Source organism: Serratia proteamaculans (genome assembly GCF_949794035.1).
GTDB lineage: Bacteria > Pseudomonadota > Gammaproteobacteria > Enterobacterales > Enterobacteriaceae > Serratia > Serratia proteamaculans.
Map to the genome: position 1 here is coordinate 3559028 of NZ_OX461105.1, position 18080 is coordinate 3577107.

Annotated in this window: 12 protein-coding genes, 1 tRNA gene and 1 pseudogene; 8 read left to right on the forward strand and 6 right to left on the reverse strand. The window is 48.3% G+C overall.

The window, feature by feature from the left end; all coding sequences use genetic code 11:
- Positions 1–244 precede the first annotated feature (244 nt).
- From dpiA to QOT07_RS16680, 3 genes are all read left to right on the forward strand, one after another.
- A complete protein-coding gene (dpiA, locus tag QOT07_RS16670) occupies positions 245–931 on the forward strand; it encodes a two-component response regulator DpiA (RefSeq protein WP_099064588.1) in 687 nt (228 codons plus the stop codon).
- Between the two features lie 113 nt (positions 932–1044).
- Positions 1045–4134, forward strand: coding sequence for a beta-galactosidase (locus QOT07_RS16675; RefSeq protein WP_283603601.1), 3090 nt, complete (start codon positions 1045–1047; stop codon positions 4132–4134).
- A 113-nt stretch (positions 4135–4247) separates the two neighbouring features.
- A tRNA-Asn gene (locus QOT07_RS16680) sits at positions 4248–4323 on the forward strand.
- Between the two features lie 72 nt (positions 4324–4395).
- On the opposite strand, the gene QOT07_RS16685 is transcribed toward QOT07_RS16680, so the two are convergent.
- The 4 genes from QOT07_RS16685 to QOT07_RS16700 form a co-directional block, all read right to left on the reverse strand.
- Positions 4396–4728 carry a type II toxin-antitoxin system PemK/MazF family toxin gene (locus tag QOT07_RS16685; protein ID WP_085117561.1) on the reverse strand — a complete coding sequence of 111 codons (333 nt, stop codon included), beginning with the start codon at positions 4726–4728 and terminating at the stop codon, positions 4396–4398.
- On the reverse strand, positions 4729–4986 hold the full coding sequence (locus tag QOT07_RS16690; RefSeq protein WP_085117562.1) for an AbrB/MazE/SpoVT family DNA-binding domain-containing protein: 258 nt from the start codon (positions 4984–4986) through the stop codon (positions 4729–4731). It lies immediately after the preceding gene.
- A 347-nt stretch (positions 4987–5333) separates the two neighbouring features.
- Positions 5334–5540: a helix-turn-helix domain-containing protein gene (locus tag QOT07_RS16695; RefSeq protein ID WP_207978181.1), complete on the reverse strand. Its 207-nt coding sequence runs from the start codon at positions 5538–5540 to the stop codon at positions 5334–5336.
- The gene (locus QOT07_RS16700) at positions 5537–5998 is read right to left on the reverse strand and encodes a hypothetical protein (protein ID WP_207978179.1); all 462 of its coding nucleotides are present in this window, start codon (positions 5996–5998) and stop codon (positions 5537–5539) included. Before QOT07_RS16700 ends, QOT07_RS16695 begins: the two co-directional genes overlap by 4 nt.
- A 385-nt stretch (positions 5999–6383) precedes the next feature.
- On the opposite strand from QOT07_RS16700, the gene QOT07_RS16705 reads away from it, so the two are divergent.
- From QOT07_RS16705 to QOT07_RS16720, 4 genes and pseudogenes are all read left to right on the forward strand, one after another.
- Positions 6384–7646 carry a hypothetical protein gene (locus QOT07_RS16705; protein ID WP_283603604.1) on the forward strand — a complete coding sequence of 421 codons (1263 nt, stop codon included), beginning with the start codon at positions 6384–6386 and terminating at the stop codon, positions 7644–7646.
- Positions 7647–7889: 243 nt separating this feature from the next.
- Positions 7890–8249: pseudogene (locus QOT07_RS16710) on the forward strand (ketopantoate reductase C-terminal domain-containing protein); the annotation flags it as partial.
- A gap of 283 nt (positions 8250–8532) precedes the next feature.
- Entirely contained in the window at positions 8533–9510 is a 978-nt protein-coding gene (locus tag QOT07_RS16715) for a DUF1852 domain-containing protein (RefSeq protein WP_283603605.1), read from the forward strand.
- Positions 9511–9537: 27 nt separating this feature from the next.
- Positions 9538–10569: a methionine synthase gene (locus QOT07_RS16720; RefSeq protein WP_283603606.1), complete on the forward strand. Its 1032-nt coding sequence runs from the start codon at positions 9538–9540 to the stop codon at positions 10567–10569.
- A 67-nt stretch (positions 10570–10636) separates the two neighbouring features.
- Here QOT07_RS16720 and QOT07_RS16725 read toward each other — a convergent pair whose 3' ends face one another.
- Entirely contained in the window at positions 10637–11248 is a 612-nt protein-coding gene (locus tag QOT07_RS16725; protein WP_283603608.1) for an NAD(P)H oxidoreductase, read from the reverse strand.
- 101 nt (positions 11249–11349) lie between these two features.
- Between QOT07_RS16725 and QOT07_RS16730 the strand changes: the two genes are divergently transcribed.
- Positions 11350–12273: a LysR family transcriptional regulator gene (locus QOT07_RS16730; RefSeq protein ID WP_283603609.1), complete on the forward strand. Its 924-nt coding sequence runs from the start codon at positions 11350–11352 to the stop codon at positions 12271–12273.
- 166 nt (positions 12274–12439) lie between these two features.
- Here QOT07_RS16730 and QOT07_RS16735 read toward each other — a convergent pair whose 3' ends face one another.
- A complete protein-coding gene (locus QOT07_RS16735; RefSeq protein ID WP_207978165.1) occupies positions 12440–18016 on the reverse strand; it encodes a DUF3320 domain-containing protein in 5577 nt (1858 codons plus the stop codon).
- Between the last annotated feature and the right edge of the window lie 64 nt (positions 18017–18080).

Sequence of the window (18080 nt, forward strand, 5' to 3'; positions counted from 1 at the left end):
AAACCTTAAAAACCATAAAGATAAAACCGTTAAAACCATTGGGAACATTTAATAAAACAATAGTAGGCAGAAAAAAGTAGCGAATTATTGACCTATTTCACAAACCACTCCCGGTTAATAAGTTATTTAATGTTCTTTATTTACTTAATTATTTTTATGGTGTTTATTATTGAGATAATCTTTAATTGATGGCGCAATTAAATTACATTTACGTAGCATATTCATTGCAACTGGAAAATGCCCTATGGAATGGTTGAACATACTGATTGTCGAAGATGAAACACCGCTGGCGGAGATGCATGCGGAATTTATCCGTCAGAACGGCGGTTGCCGGCAAATCTGGTTGGCCGGCAACCTGGCGCAGGCGCGCATGATGAGCGAGCGCTTCAAACCGGATCTGATCCTGCTGGACAACTTCCTGCCCGACGGTCAGGGCATTGAGCTGCTGCGTGAACTGACCTTGAGTGGTTATGCCGGTGGCATCGTGTTTATCACCGCCGCCAGCGACATGGATACCGTGGCCGAAGCGCTGCGTTATGGGGTCTTCGATTACCTGATCAAACCGCTGGCCTACGATCGTCTGTCCCACACGCTGCTGCGCTTTAGCCAGCGGCGACAGGCGTTGAAAGACAAAGCGCGGCTTAGTCAACACCGCATTGATCAGATGTTCAACACCTACGCACGCGGTGAACAGCAGGCGAGCTTGCCGGCAGGCATCGATGAACTGACGCTGGTGAAAATCCGTGCCTTGTTCGAACTGCCTTCGGCCAGCCACACAGCTGAAAGCGTTGCGCAAAAAATGGGACTAAGCCGCACCACCGCACGCCGTTATCTGGAGTTTTGCACCGCCGCCCAGCAGCTGCGTGCAGAAATCATTTACGGCAAAGTGGGCCGTCCGCAGCGGATTTACCGCCCCAACCTGCCAGAATAAGCGGTTATTTGATCGCCCCTGCAAGCTTGAATGTAACCGCTTTACTTTTATCACTATCCTCAGCATCTTATTCGGCATGATGCCTCTATAATCCGCCGACAGGACGATCGCTGATGAGTAGCCTGCCCCTTCCTTCCCTGAAAGACCTTCTCGCCCGCCGGGACTGGCAAAATCCGGCCTGTACCCATTATCAACGGCTGGCTGCACATCCGCCTTTCTCGAGCTGGCGCAGCCTGAATGCTGCACGTGACGATGAGAGCAGCGGTAGTCGGCAACTTCTGAACGGCGACTGGCAGTTCAGCTATTTCGGCAACCCACAGGCGGTCCCCGACAGTTGGTTGCAACAAGACCTGGCCGACGCCGATACCCTGGCGGTGCCGTCTAACTGGCAACTTGCCGGTTATGACGCGCCAATCTACACCAACGTCCGCTACCCGATCCCGGTAGATCCGCCACGGGTGCCAGAGGAAAACCCGACCGGCTGCTATTCGCGACAGTTTACTGTCGATCCCGCCTGGCTGGCTGAAGGCCAGACGCGCATTATCTTTGACGGCGTTAACTCTGCGTTTTATCTGTGGTGCAACGGCCACTGGGTCGGTTATTCACAGGACAGCCGCCTGCCTGCCGAGTTTGATCTCAGCCCCTGGTTGCAGGCCGGTGAAAACCGGTTGGCGGTAATGGTGCTGCGCTGGTGCGATGGCAGCTATCTGGAAGATCAGGATATGTGGCGCATGAGCGGTATTTTCCGCGACGTCAGCCTGCTGCATAAACCCACCGCGCACCTGAGCGATATCCGCATTACCACCCCGCTGTATGACAGTTTCCGCCGTGGCGAACTGGTGGCAGAAGTACACATCAACCGTGCCGCCCAGCACCGGGTACAGTTGCAGCTATGGCGTGATGGGCAGTTGGTGGGGGAAAAAACCCAGGCGTTCGGCAGCGAGATTATCGACGAACGCGGTGCCTATAAGGATCGTACCACCCTGCGCCTGCCGGTGGAGCAACCGGCACTGTGGAGCGCGGAAACACCTGCGCTGTACCGCGCAACGCTGACCCTGCTGTCGCCGGAAGGGGAAATTATTGAGGTGGAAGCCTATGACGTCGGCTTCCGTCAGGTGGAAATCAGCCATGGGCTGTTGAAGCTTAACGGCCAGCCGCTGCTGATCCGCGGCACTAACCGTCACGAACATCATCCGCAGCACGGCCAGGTGATGGACGAAGCCACAATGCGCCATGACATCCTGCTGATGAAACAGCACAACTTCAACGCGGTGCGCTGCTCGCACTACCCAAACCACCCGCTTTGGTACCGATTGTGCGACCGCTACGGGCTGTATGTGGTGGATGAAGCCAATATTGAAACCCACGGTATGCAGCCGATGAACCGGCTGTCTGACGATCCGCTGTGGCTACCGGCAATGAGCGAACGCGTGACGCGCATGGTGCAGCGCGATCGCAACCACCCCTGCATTATTATCTGGTCGCTGGGCAACGAGTCTGGTCATGGCTGCAACCATGACGCGCTGTATCGCTGGGTGAAAAGTCAGGATCCCACTCGCCCGGTGCAGTACGAAGGCGGCGGTGCCAACAGCGCCGCCACCGATATTATCTGCCCGATGTATGCGCGAGTGGATCAGGATCAACCGTTCCCTGCCGTGCCCAAGTGGTCAGTCAAAAAATGGATCGGCCTGCCGGATGAACATCGCCCGCTGATCCTGTGTGAATACGCCCACGCGATGGGCAACAGCTTCGGTGGCTTTGACCGCTACTGGCAGGCCTTCCGTCAGCATCCGCGCCTGCAGGGTGGCTTCGTCTGGGACTGGGTCGATCAGGCACTGACCCGCCGTGATGAGAACGGCGACGAACACTGGGCTTACGGTGGCGACTTTGGCGACACGCCGAACGATCGGCAATTCTGCCTTAATGGGCTGGTATTCCCCGATCGCACTCCGCATCCCGCGCTGTTTGAAGCGCAGCGTGCACAGCAGTTTTTCCAGTTTACCTTCGATGCCGACACGCTGACGCTGACCGTCAGCAGCGAGTACCTGTTCCGCGCTACCGACAACGAACGCCTGAACTGGCGACTGGAGTTGGATGGCATCGAGCGCGCCAGCGGCAGCTTCGATCTCACCCTGAAACCACAGGGTAGCGCCAGCGTCCAACTGCTCGAGCGCTTGCCGATGCTCCATCAACCCGGCGAACTGTGGCTGAATGTCGAAGTGGTGCAACCGCAGGCCACCGACTGGTCCGAGGCCAACCATCGCTGCGCCTGGGATCAATGGCTGGTGCCCCGCACGCTGCATCTGGCGCCGCCACCAACGGCAGGCTCGCCCCCACAGCTCAGCCAAGATGACCAAAGGATCGACATCATCCATGGTAATCAACGCTGGCAGTTTACGCGCGACGACGGCTGTTTAGCCCAGTGGTGGCACCACGAACACCCTCAGATGCTGACGCCACTGCGTGATAATTTTATCCGCGCACCGCTGGATAACGACATCGGCATCAGTGAAGTCGAACGCATCGATCCCAACGCCTGGGTCGAGCGCTGGAAGCTGGCGGGCATGTACCGGCTGGAAACACACTGCACGCTGTTACAGGCCGACTTGCTAATCGATGGCGTGCGTGTGGTGAGTGAACACCTGTTCGGGGCCGATGGGCAAACGCTGTTACGCAGCCGTAAACAGTGGCTGTTCGACAACCAGGGCGCGGTCAGTATCAGCGTTGACGTAGAGATCGCCGCCAGTCTGCCGCCACCGGCACGTATTGGTCTGAGCTGCCAACTGAAAGAAATTCATCCACAGGCGCAATGGTTAGGCCTGGGCCCGCATGAGAACTACCCTGACCGTCGCCTTGCCGCGCAATTCGGCCGTTGGCAGCAACCGCTGGAAGAGCTGCACACGCCGTACATCTTCCCCGGCGAGAACGGCCTGCGCTGCGAGACCCGCAGCCTGCAGTACGGTGACTGGCATATCGACGGGATGTTCCACTTCTCGCTCAGCCGCTACGGCCTGCGCCAGTTGATGGATTGCAGCCACCAGCACCTGCTGCAACCGGAAGCCGGTACCTGGCTCAACCTGGACGGTTTCCATATGGGAGTGGGTGGTGACGATTCCTGGAGTCCGAGCGTTAATCAGGACTACCTGCTCAGCCGCAGCCATTACCACTATCAACTGCGTCTAAAACGCGCGGAACCAGGATAAATCTGCCAAAAGCTCAACGGGTTGCGCATTCTGTAAGCAAACAGTCACAGAATGCGTAATCCGCCTTTGACATGCTGCCAACACCCCGTTATGATTCCGGCCGTTCAAACGATTCCTCTGTAGTTCAGTCGGTAGAACGGCGGACTGTTAATCCGTATGTCACTGGTTCGAGTCCAGTCAGAGGAGCCATATTAGAGAAGCCCGCTCAGGGAAACCTGAGCGGGCTTTTTGCTTTCAGGTTTTTCCATTTAATTAAAAACATCAGGTCAGAATAGCTTCCAGTCTGGCCAGCACCTCATTCACAACATTATTAGGTATACATTCCAGCCGTCTGCCGTTACGAGCTCCCATATCAATAGTCCTGGGCTGATCGCAGCGAATAACGCCCGTTGTTTTGACTCCTGCCCCTTCCAATGAGACAGTAAAACCAGCTGTGCGAGCGAAGTTTCCGCCGCTGGTGACCGGAACAACAACAGGTAGCCGGGTCAGCTTGTTAAACGATGCCGTCGATACGATGAGTACCGGACGTTTCCCACTTTGCTCGTGGCCGGCAATCGGATCCAGTGAAACGAGCCAGATTTCCCCTCTGTTCATTTACAGGATCTCCTTGCCCACTGCAGGCGCATTAATCCATTCCCGATCATCTTCGCTCATTTCGGCGTGCGGATCGCATTGAGCCAGCAGTTCCTCAAGCGAATAACGAGGCCGTTTCTGGGGTTCAATAATCAGGCAGCCATTATCAATGGTCATGCCCACTTCGCTGTCCGTCGACAGCGCCAGCGTTTTCAGCACGGCGGGAGGAACCGCCAGCATGACGGATCCTCCAACCTTTTTCAGTCGAGTAATATACATAGAGCACCTCCGAATGTTATATTTTAATATAACATTAACGTCGGGTGATGCACAATTATTCATCAGATTCATTGTGATTTCCTTAGCGTAATAAGCATGAAGATAGCCTTAATCCATCAGAGGACAGATCCGGTAGTTTTCAAAGGCGGCATTGCCGGTAAAACGGCGTCCATCCTGATGCATCGGGCGCTTCTTTAAGGCCATGGGGCATTTCGTGCAGGTGGAAGCTTAGTACGCGACAAAGAGGGCCGATAATAGAAAACTGTTTTTGCACTTCAAAGGATTATTGCGGATCGGATAAACAAAATGCGGCGCAGTTTCCATATCCGGGCTGCGCCGGAGGGACATCAGCGATAGCGCGAAGGCCAGATTTTTTCAGACGCCACGCCTAGCGCTTCGGCAATCAGCCTTTGGCCCTTTGGCCAGTGGTGGGTAAGCGCACTTGCCAGTGTAGAAGACGCCAGCCCCGCTTTGCGGGAAAGCGCCGCCATTGAGGTTCCGCGCTTTTTCAACGCGACAATAATGTCGGCAGAATGCCAGTCCGGTTGCATCATGCGGCCACCTCATCGATAAATTTCACGCCGTCTGAGGTACGTATCCAGCGCGGCGCGGTGATTTCAGCGGAGAAATAGAGGATCAGGTCGCACAGCAGGCAGCTAAGGTAATTCCGCGTTTCCGGCAACAGTCCCTGTGTCGTCAGTATCTGCGTCAGGGCAAGGCAATAGTGGCAGAGTTCCGTGCAGTCAGGTTCAAAGCGGGGAAAACTGGCGGGGAACGCGTCAACGGTCAGGCTGTCTCTCATAGACTCCGGGATCGGGTCGAGCAGCGTGGATTGCAACAATGTCAGACAGGTACTGAGTCTGCCGCAGATCGCCATTTTTAGCGCAGGGTCGTTGCTTTCGGCGAGAGTTTTGGCGAAATGTTTGCAGTGTTCGGCCAGTACGGTGAAATCCGTGGCAGCGCTGAACGGGATGGTGAGTAACGGGTGAGTCTGGTTGAGGGTCGTAGCCATAAGGCAACCTCCGATGAGCAGTGTTTATTACCACCACTAGAGGTTCCAATCTCATAGGTGGTGGAACCGGACGGGGTTGGAACTACCGGCCTCATCGACACCGGCGCGCTTTACAGCGCCCCCGCACGGCCCACCATAGAGATGTAGTCGTGCGCACGATACAAAAAAGCGCAGACGCGCCTTAATATCGTCGATGAATTCAATCAGGGTTCCAATCCCGGCACCTGATTTTGCAGGTGCCGGGATTGGATACTGCGATTGGGATTGGGTGACAAGTAGCACTTTCAGAAGGTGTCTCACAACTTATAATTTCCTGTTGTACAATGTTTATTAAATCATTCAACATACATTAGAAGGTTACGAAAATTTATTTCAAGGAGAGAAAGTGCATTCTACAGAATATGCAACTCAGCAAGCTCTTTACTCAGTCGGTACAGCTCCTACACGTAGTGAAGCTCTTGCCAGTTTTGAGGAAAATCAGCATTTATTAAAAGACTGGAGGATCCTGTATGCCGACGAGAGTAAAACAGGGCCACTCCCCCTTAGACGAGCCCAATTTTCTGAAAAAGGTTTTGTATCAACGTTATTCTCTGGGCATTCATTATGGGTTCTGGATCATGATGTCATTTCATCATCAGATACCATGATGTTTCAGGTTGGCTACGGTACTTATATTGATTCAAATGCAGCAAGTTTTATCCGTTCTTTGGCCTATCGCGAAGAGCCCAAAGAACATCTGTTAAATTTTTGCCGAATGCTTTCAGATTCATTCTCATTTGATGAACTATCCAACATTAATCCCTATCTTTATTTATGGGAAGCTCAGAGAGACAGAACACCAGAAACGATAACTGGGATCCGGGAAACAATGGCTGCATTATTTGCTCTTTCCTGGATTAAACAACCCCTGAATGCAGAATGGGGAAAAATGTACAGGAAATTATACCGGGAGCAGGCGGAAGCAGAGGCTGACCGTTTTCTGTATCAATTTTACCAGAACCTAGATGCCGGTTTAGGAAAGGCGATCGAAGACCAGGTTGACCTACTGGAAGCTATGCTGTTAAGAACGAAATTAATCGAACTATCTTCCAAAAGATCAGCCCAGAATAAAATGAATGAACTGGTGCAATTCATGCATGATGAATTATCTACCATGATGATTCGCGAATTACTTGTTTGTGCCGACATCCTCTTCCGTGAAGGAAAATCACAGATGTCGCAAAAACTTGATGGATTACAAAAGAAAAAGAGACCCTTCGATAAACTGAGAAACTGCGCCAGAGATTTAAATATGCTCAGGAGCATGGATCAGCTGACTAACTCTATCTCAGATAACACAAACTCTTCATTTTACATCGCTAATTTAATTACATTTGATCGCGATATTATCGATATTATCCAGTTAACAGAACTGCGAGCTATTGCTCTACGTCGCTCATCTTCAGACGCATTCCCGATTTATAATCGACAACTGGATACATGGTTATCAGAGAAATTAGGTGAAAAACGCTTGAGCGGCGCAGAAAATATATTCAGGAAGGATGGCTTCGACACACGCTCCAGAGCCAGAAGTCGGAGTAACGTGAAAACAATATTGCAAGAAGACAGACAAAAACTGGCCTGTATTATCGAAAAAATCAATAGTTGAACTATTTTTTGCCATAAAACACTTCCCTGAAACTCGGCTCATTCTCAGCAGGAAAGCGTTTTTCCCTCAATACTCTCAGGTTATAGAGTATTAAAAAATAAGGAGTTATAATCCTTGTAGCCTAACTGGCATAAGGACGATGCTCAATGTCTGACAGCCTGCTTGTTCGCACCAGTAGAGATGGCGATCAGTTTCATTATCTTTGGGCGGCTCGCCGTGCCCTTCGACTACTGGAACCTCAGTCAACTATTGCAGAATGCGGCCGCGGGCCTGATGGTTCTTGCAAACCGCCGTGCGGGAATGTTCTCACGCGGGGATATCACGAAACTGGCACTGGCTTATCTGCATGAATGTCTGGCTGTCGCACGCGCCGAAGGTGCGGTACTTAGCGATAACGTTCCCCAGGAGATCGTTGACGGTTTTCATCGTGCGCCTGCGGACTTGGGTACCTCCATTCTCGCCGATCGCCAGGCCAATCGCCCGCTGGAATGGGAAATACGCAACGGCGTCGTGCAGCGTTATGGCCATTCACAAGGCATTCCTACCCCCATTAGCGACATCCTGGTTCCTTTGTTGGCGGCTGGAAGCGAGGGGCCGGGGTGAAGCGGTAAACACCAAAGGCGTTTGTTGGGGGCGTTTCTCAAAGCTTGTTGGCCCGTCACTGCCCCCACTATCGACACTTCCCCCCTCCGCACCCCAGATCATGAATATGCCTCATGTGGTAATGAAATTAAGTCGCTTTCACTCATCCAATGGCTCTGGCATAAATTATGCAATGTTAACTTATTGACAACATGAAGACTGACGAATGAGAAACCCAGTTGTTTCTGGAAAATCAAAAAGTTAGATTCAGTTTTCATACCAGAATTCAGGGTGCAAGAACGCGATGAATAAAAATTTTACATTTACGGTTAAGAGCAGTAGTTTCGATGAAAACTATAACCCTTCAGAAAATACGCGTATTACCACCAACTTTGCCAATTTGGCCAGAGGGAAGAACCGCCAGGAGAACTTGCGCAACACTCTGGTGATGATTGACAACCGTTTCAATACCCTGGCGCATTGGGATAACCCCAAAGGCGATCGCTATGCTGTCGAACTTGAAATCATTTCTGTTGAGATGAATATTGAGGGCAATGGCGATAGCTTCCCAGTGATTGAAATATTGAAAACCAACATTATTGACAAGAAAACCAACAAACGCACTGAGGGCATTGTAGGAAATAACTTCTCTTCTTACGTGCGAGATTATGACTTTAGTGTGTTGCTGTCAGAACACAATAATAACCAACCCGAATTTAGCATTCCAGATGACTTTGGTAACTTGCACGGGAATATATTTAAATATTTCGTCAACTCAAATGAGTACAAAGATAACTTTAACAAATTACCGGTTATATGTTTAAGCGTATCCAGTAAAGACACCTATTATCGGACTGGAAATGAGCATCCTGTATTGGGCATTGAATACCAGCAAAACGATTCCTCTTTGACTGAACAATACTTCAGCAAAATGGGCTTGCAGGTTCGCTATTTTATGCCGAAAAATAGTGTTGCGCCTTTGGCCTTTTATTTTTCTGGTGATTTACTCAGTGATTACACTGACCTTGAACTTATCAGTACCATCAGCACGATGGAGACCTTCCAAAAGATTTACCGCCCTGAGATTTACAATGCAAACTCTGCAGCCGGACAATACTATCAGCCGGCCCTGAATCACCAGGATCATTCATTAACAAAAATTGTTTATGACCGTGAAGAGCGTAGCCAGTTGGCTATTGAGCAGGGGAAATTTACTGAAGAACACTTTATCAAACCCTATAAGACTATTTTTGAGCAATGGTCTGCTCACTGCGCGCTTTGATTAACCAAAAATAAAAGGTCATCCATTATGAAAATATTATTACCTACTTCGACTGCCGGCAGCTTACCCAAGCCTTCCTGGTTGGCACAGCCTGAGACACTTTGGTCTCCCTGGAAATTGCAGGACGAGGAACTGATTGAAGGTAAACAAGATGCCCTGCGCTTGTCCCTGGAAGATCAACAACGAGCAGGCATTGATATCGTCAGTGATGGCGAGCAAACGCGCCAACACTTTGTCACTACCTTTATTGAGCACCTGAGCGGCGTTGATTTTGAAAAACGGCAGACGGTTAGAATTCGTAATCGCTATGATGCCAGTGTACCAACGGTCGTCGGTGCAGTGACTCGTCAAAAACCCGTCTTTGTTGAAGACGCCCGATTTTTACGTCAGCTCACCAAGCAGCCGATTAAATGGGCCCTGCCAGGCCCGATGACCATGATAGATACGCTTTATGATAGCCACTATAAAAGCCGCGAAAAACTGGCCTGGGAATTCGCTAAAATTCTCAACCAGGAAGCCCGAGAGTTAGAGGCGGCTGGCGTCGATATTATCCAGTTTGATGAACCGGCATTTAATGTCTTTTTTGATGAAGTGAATGATTGGGGCATCGCCGCTTTAGAACGAGCCATTGAAGGGCTTAAATGTGAAACAGCGGTGCATATCTGCTACGGGTATGGCATCAAAGCCAATACCGATTGGAAAAAGACTCTGGGGTCAGAATGGCGTCAATATGAAGAAGCCTTTCCCAAACTGCAGACCTCTAATATCGATATCATCTCACTGGAATGCCATAACTCGCATGTTCCAATGGACTTGCTTGAACTGATCCGCGGTAAAAAAGTGATGGTAGGTGCCATTGACGTGGCAACCAACACCATAGAGACACCAGAGGAAGTCGCCAATACGTTACGCAAGGCACTGCAGTTTGTTGATGCCGACAAGCTCTATCCTTCGACCAACTGTGGCATGGCCCCCTTGGCTCGTCAGGTAGCCACCGGCAAACTCAATGCTTTAAGTGCAGGCGCGGAAATCATCCGTAGAGAACTCGCAGCTAAATAAGCTCGCCAAATTAGAAAAGCAGACTTCCCGGAAGTCTGCTTTTTGCATTTTAGCCAGGCGTTACTGCTTATGCTTCACTGGTTTCTCTCAGAGAACTTATAACCTCACGCGCCTCGGCGAACAGTTTATGGTAATGGGCTTCGCCGTCGGTAATCCCCTCCTCCACTCCGATGGTGTTATAGAGAAAATCGATCCTTGCATCCTCCACGCCCAGATATGCCATGCCGCCATTAATGTAATCGGTCATGTTCTTTTCCCAACCGTACTTAATGAATCCTGACTGAGAACCGCCCACCAAAGCCAACCAGCGAATTTTTTTATCCTTCAGTCTATTTTCTTCGCCGTAGGCCAGACCATAGTTCCAGACGCGTTCCAGGTAACCCTTGAGTATTGCCGGGAAGGAGTACCACCAAACCGGGAACACCAGAACCAATGTGTCCTGGTCCTCCAGCTCATTGAAAAGTCGATGTACTTCCTCCGAATAGATTTTTTGTGGATTATCCCAGTCCGGCTCATCCTCCACCCTGAGTATCGGGTCAAAATCGCTGCGATAGAGATCAAGGCTGGAAACGTTGTAGCCATGACGCACCGCCTCGCTCTGCATCTCTTTCACCACCTGCGCGGTTAAAGAATCGGACCGAGGGTGAGCCCAGATAAAGTAAATATTATTTAATTTCATGAAATTACCTTAACATTCCGTGGAGGAATCATTACTTTACGGCTGCACGATAGTTCTGTAAAACGTAGTATTTGAGATGGGTTATTGAGGAAAATTCACTAATGCAGCCGAACTTTTCAGACTTTGCTTCGTTTATTGCCGTCGCACGCTACAAAAGCTTTCGGGCGGCGGGTGATGAATTGGGACTATCCCCCTCCGCCATGAGTCATTCCGTCAAACAGCTGGAGCAGAGATTAAAAGTCCGACTATTTAATCGCACCACTCGCAGCGTGGCACTCACCGAGGCGGGGCTAACCCTTTTTGCACGACTACGCCCGGTCTTTGATGAGTTCAATACCATACTCGACGAGATGAACTGCTTTCGCGATGCCCCGATGGGCACCCTGAAAATCAATACTTCACGCCTGGCCTCGCGCCTCTTTCTGTTGCCGCTCATCACCGGGTTTAGCCGCAAATATCCGGACATAAAAGTGGCGATCACCACCGAGGACAAACTGGTGGATATTGTCCAACAGGAGTTTGATGCCGGGATCCGCCTGAATAACCGGGTAGAAAAAGACATGATTACCGTCCCCATCGGGCCGAAAATCAAACTGGTGGTGGCCGCCACGCCAGATTATCTCAAGCATCATCCCGCACCGACGCATCCGTGCGATCTGGTTAATCACCAAAGCGTTGTTTTTCGTTTCCCGAGCGGCCGCCCGTATCTCTGGGAATTTGAAAACGCTTCGGAAAAACTTGAAGTGGCACCGATCGGCAATATCATGCTGGACGATATGGATTCCGCGCTCGAGGCTGTTCTGGGCGGAGCTGGGCTGGGTTATCTGTATTACGAACAGGTGAAAGAACATCTGACAAGCGGCAGGCTGATCCAGGTCCTGGACGACTGGCTCCCCGAACGCCCCTGCCTGCAACTCTACTACCCTAATCGCCAATATATGTCTGGCCCATTACGCGCCTTTATTGACTACATAAAAGAGACGCAGAGAACGGCAAAAAAGAGTCATCAGGAGGATTTAGTCTGATCACGGCAGTGAGTTTGCTGACAAAGATGTTCTCAGAAGCCCACTTAAGTGGGCTTCTTGCTGTTGTGTTACTACGTCACCTATCTACGCCACTTTTTTAATGGCATAGAAATAGAGAAACTCAAAGATTAACATTAAATCTCCGAGCTTCTCGTTATAACAGAAATTACTCTGTTATCGTTTCTTTAGTTTCAACAATTAGAGTACCTTCTCTAAGAATTAATCCTTTAATAATAAGTTTTTCAATCACATCCGAAATCACCTTGCGTAAGGTCCCACTTGTGGCCTTAAATCCAAGGCTTCTTGAGATCGATATTATTATTTCGTCATCTGTAGCGCCAAGATTATTTTTTACTACCTGAGTGATTCCTATAGCTATCTCCTGAGGGGGCAACATTTCAGACTTACGTAGTCCAGGTGACTGCACATTCTGCCGGTTTCGTAGCATAACTTTTGAGTTCTTATGTATTAAAAATTGACCATCTTGAGTAATGTCATCTTTGTTGCAGGCCAAATTAATAGCCCTGCTAACAACACCCTCAATTCTGGCTCCTGCACGTTGCAAACCCCAGGCAGTTCGTAATCTGGTTGTAATCTCACTTGCGTGAATAGGAGATTCAACCTCAACTATCTGTCTAACCATTTCACTGAGAATACCTGATGGGGTTTCATGCAGTTCATAACTCATATTAGCTACAGGAGTTGCCTCCACGTAAGCAATCTCAGACTCATTGGAAGCATCTGAGTCAACAAGACCAATCTCTACTACAGGTCCTCTATCAACAGTTACAATTTCAACTGGTACTGCACGGGTTCTCTGCCGTGATTGTTCAGTCCGCTCTGACAGTTCTATTTTTGCTGACTCTATAGCCTTAAGTGTCCGTTCTAGCTGCTCTTCCGGACGATGGAACCAATCAGTACTCCAGATACGATGAATAATCCAACCATGATCTTCAAGTACAGCCTGACGCAAACGGTCACGTTCGCGAGCAGAGCGTGAAGAGTGGTAAGCTCGGCCATCGCATTCAATACCGATCAAGTATCGTCCTGGCATATCTGGATCAGCGATAGCTAAATCTATAAAGAATCCAGCAATACCAACCTGGGGATGAACTTGATAACCAGCTTTTTGAAGCGCATCAGCAACCTGTTCTTCAAATACACTATCCATTTCTCTTTCGGAACGCTGAGCAAGAGATATCCGCCCGGTGCGCGCATACTGCAGGAAGAGTTTAAAGGCAAATACACCTTTACCCTTTGCTCGTTCCAGATCGATATCTTCATCGGTGATTGAAGCGAAAACCTCGCAACGCCGCTTAGCTCGGCTAATTAATACATTCAACCTTCGCTCCCCCCCTTCAGCCCCCAGTGGACCGAAACGCATCGCCATATATCCTTGCGCATTCCTGGCATATCCAACTGATATCATAATCACATCACGCTCATCACCCTGCACGTTTTCAAGATTCTTAACGAAGAAAGGTTCGCTCGCGTGTGCATTGAAAAACTCTTCTGAATCGGGATTCAGGCGGCGTAATAGCTCAAGTTCATCCTGAATTGCCTTGCGTTGGGAAACGGAAAACGTTGCAACACCAAGCGAATGCTCAGGATACTTACGAGCATGCTCCATAATTGCTTTAGCGACAGCTTTAGCCTCTACCGTGTTAGTGCCCTTACCCCCTGACTCGAACACACCATCAGGGATATGATTGAATTGCAGACCCATACCAGCTTCCTGAGTGTACGGGCTCGGCACGATGAAGAGTTTATTTTCATAGAATTGACTATTGGAAACAGCAATCAATGATTGATGGCGGCTGCGATAGTGCCATCTCAACATACGTTGGGGTAACCCACGGGCAACGAATAAACCAAGAACACTTTCTATATCAGAAACCTGAGAAACTTCGTCATCGTCATCGTTCGCAGACGACTCTGTCATTTTAGCGAAGAATCGTGTAGGGGGGAGTTGTCGTTCATCCCCAACAACTACAACCTGCTTGCAACGGGCAATTGCGCCAATCGCATCAACTGGCTGTATCTGACTCGCTTCGTCCATGACCAGAAGATCGAATTTTTGTTTTCCCGGGATGAGAAATTGAGCTACAGATAGTGGACTCATCATCATCACCGGTTTTAATGCCTGAACAGCAACGCCAGCCTTCAGCATTAACTGGCGTATTGGTAAATGACCTCTTTTCTTAACCATTTCCGAACGTAGAATCCCTACAGGGCCGACTCCTCCGGTCTTGGATGGAATTTGTCTATGGTGGGCACGAACAACCTCAAGACTAGCAGCTTTGATACGCTTAAGGTCTAGCTCTGCAAACCCTGTAACCTGACGAGAGTGAAGCTCGCCATCAAAACGAACCAGTTCAGGTTCTTCGTGAGCCATAATTTTAAGTAATGACTCAAAATAGGTCCGTTCTACGGCAGAAATAGAAGAATCTACAGAAAGTTCTCCTGAAGCGAGTTTTTCTACAACTTCAGATAGTCCATATTTTCGCGCCTGTGTTACACGATGCTGATACGCCACCCATTTAGACAATTGTTCTGAGTTCAGAACCCATGCTTGAAGTTTCTCGAACACAACCGACATCTTTAATTCATTAGATGAAGACCTGAAAAGGATTTCGATAGATCCTTTTAATTCCTTCGAAATTTCTTCCAGTTCATTTACTATTCTTTGGCCGAACTGGTAGGTTTCGCGTGCAATTTGGGTAGTTTCAGCTTTGTTCGTTAGTTTTGCAGCAACAAAACGTAATGCACTATTACCCTCTAACCAATAACAAGCCTGACCCAGGACTTCCCAGTCAGATGACAACTCTCTCCATTGTCCATCAAAAGCACTTTCAGCAAGCGGGGCTTCTGTGCGTAACTCATCAATGAGTTTCTGTAACTCAATCATCTGAGTAACTAACTGGCAACGTTCATCAATGCGCTCAGGTGGTTTAATCATTACATGAGCGCATTTTTCATCGATTTCTATAAGGTTTTGAATTTTCTGTTCAATGAAAACTAATGAAACACGGGTAATGGATATTTGATTGGCAAAGTGTTCCTCAGAAGACAGACCGAATGCATCCCAAAGTATGTCCAACTGGGGCCTAGCCTGTTGCAGCAACTGATTCAGCTGTTGTGCGCGTAGTTTTACACCTTCGCGGTCGACAAGTCGGCTGGCTAACAGCCGGGCTTCAGATCCTACTCCACGGAGCGTTCTCATCCATTCAACTAATGCCATTAAAGAAGCACTGTCACTTTTTTCCCCGCGCCAATCACTCCCAAAAGCAGAATGGCCAAAATCCTTACCTTCCTGAATTTTTTTCCTCTCACTCTGAACTTTAATTAATTTGTCCAGCAATATCACTTGTTGATCAATAGGTTGTGAACGATCTCGCAGCAAAGAACCCACAAGCGCCTTCGCCTTTCTCCAGTTTCCATTCAGGTAGCGGAAAATGCCAGTATGGCTCGCAAGAAGGTTTCTGGCCTCCACAACGTCTGTACTCCAGGCAATCTCATTGATTTTGGACTCAATAGATTCACTAGTGGTTCTGAAAGAGGCTATCGACTCAACTAATTCAGCCGCTTTCTCCACACCATGATCCCAAACTGAAGCAATAAAGGCATCTGGACTAGCATTAGGTGCAGCTGCAATTCGTTCACCCAAGGCAATAAGACGTTCTATTTCTTGTACGGTATAACACCCTTCCTGAGTACCTAGTTCTTCATGTAGGCGGGTTGCATCAAGACGTAATTTCGCTAACGGTTTTGACAGAAAACTAGCCGCGGAAAAACCGTTAACATGAAAATCTCGAGGAAGTTTTGCCAATGCATCTTCCAATTCAGTTACTGGAGTTTCTATTTTATCAGGGGCTATAACCAACTCAAGATTCAAACGATTTCTCTGATATTCCTTACCCAACGTAATAAGTTTTTTAATCGCTGGAATATCACTCTGCCAAGCAGAGGAGGTAAGTGCTTTTGCTGATAAGTCTGGTGCTTTATTAATGCATTCGGCAACCTCGACTAATTTAACAATTGAAGAGAACATCTCCGGCATCGTAGTCACCGCAAGTTCACTAGATAAACTTGCTACATCGTTTGTAACACGGACAACATTTTCTTTAATTTCTTGCAGACGTGGAATTAATTTTTCTAAATCCATAGGTAAAATCTGCTCAAGACCAACACCATTCCACGGATGATGAGCAGGTAAACCAATATCTCGGATGCGATCAGCGATTTCTTTTACAAGATCAAGGCGCTTGCCAAGATCATTGGCATTCCAATCTTCAAATTTTTCCAGACTAAAATCAGTCGGAGCTTGGCCTAATTGACGTAACCGGACAAGATGCCCCATCACTTGATAGGGAGAGAAAGTAGAAGGGTGATATATTTTATGCAACCTTGCGGGATGCTCGTTAAGCTTATCCCTTGCATCAGTTAAGTTTTCAACCAACGTATCTGGAAATTCTCCTCTTGGAGATCCCAGCTCCCAGACCCTCTTTAACTCTTCCAGGAAAATCTTTTTGTTCGTCTTATTACTATGCAGTTCTAAGCATGCGTCGCCAACTCCTGCATGATCGAGACGACGCTTAACTACCTCAAGTGCAGCCATTTTTTCTGCAACAAACAAGACCGTTTTGCCGTCAGCTACTGCAGAAGCAATTATGTTCGCAATTGTCTGGGATTTACCTGTGCCAGGAGGCCCTTGAATGATGAGGTTTTTCCCTTGACGCACATTATGGATAGCAAGAGTTTGAGAGGTATCGCTATCCATTATGTGGAGCATATCCTTCGGAGAGATGAAGGGATCTATCGGCGTATCATCTGAAAGGTTCTCATCTGTCTCATCAAAACCATCAACCATAAGTGACTGGATAAGAGGTTGATCTGTGATACTGTCATTTTCAGGCCAATTATCTGGGTCTAAATCCCTATACATAAGAAACTTAGCGAAGGAAAAGAACCCCAAATTAATATCGTTTTCTTGGACGCTCCAATCGGGTTTTATCTGTACAGACTGAGCGATTTCATCAATATACCTGGAAAGGTCTAACTCCTCTTCTGTATTTATCTTAGGCAAGATAATCTCATGAGTCCGCTGGAGATATGCTTCAAGGGAAAGATTTTCAATAATCTCATCTTGCCTTGCCCGCAGCTTAAACCGCTCACCAACAGTTCCACGTTCAAGTGAAACAGGTATCAAGATTAAAGGGGCATGTCTGATGTTTTCTTTATTATTCGGGTCAATCCATTTTAAGCTTCCAAGCGTCAGGTAAAGAATGTTTACGCCCTGCTCTTCTTCTAACGTTTTAGAATCATGGTAAAGATCCAATAACCGTTTCTGCAAACCTTGTGGGGTTAACCTTGTTTGAAGTTTTGTGTCTTGATGCTCAGTGCGGATGGCGCTTGGATCAACATCGTCATCAAAAACAAGTAACCTCTCATCTATAAGAACATCATCCGCATCTTGTTCAACACTATCAGCATCAATTAGTTCTCCTTTCTTACCGGCCCTCCCCGGAAGAAAAGTAAGTACTTTGTTTTCCTTAACCAGTAAACGATATATTTCGGTAGACCTTTCATCTGTAATTTCTAATAGTTTAGCTGTTTTAGATTTAGGAATATTGAGGAGTTTATTACGTGCAGATAAGTCAAGAAGTTCCGTACGGGCTCGCTCTAATTTTTGCTGGAGAGAAAGACCATTGTTTTTAAATAGTGAATCTTCGTTATCATTCATAGCATGAATTCCGTATGTCTCATAAAATCATCATTGCATACCCAGCATGTCGTATAACGAAGGT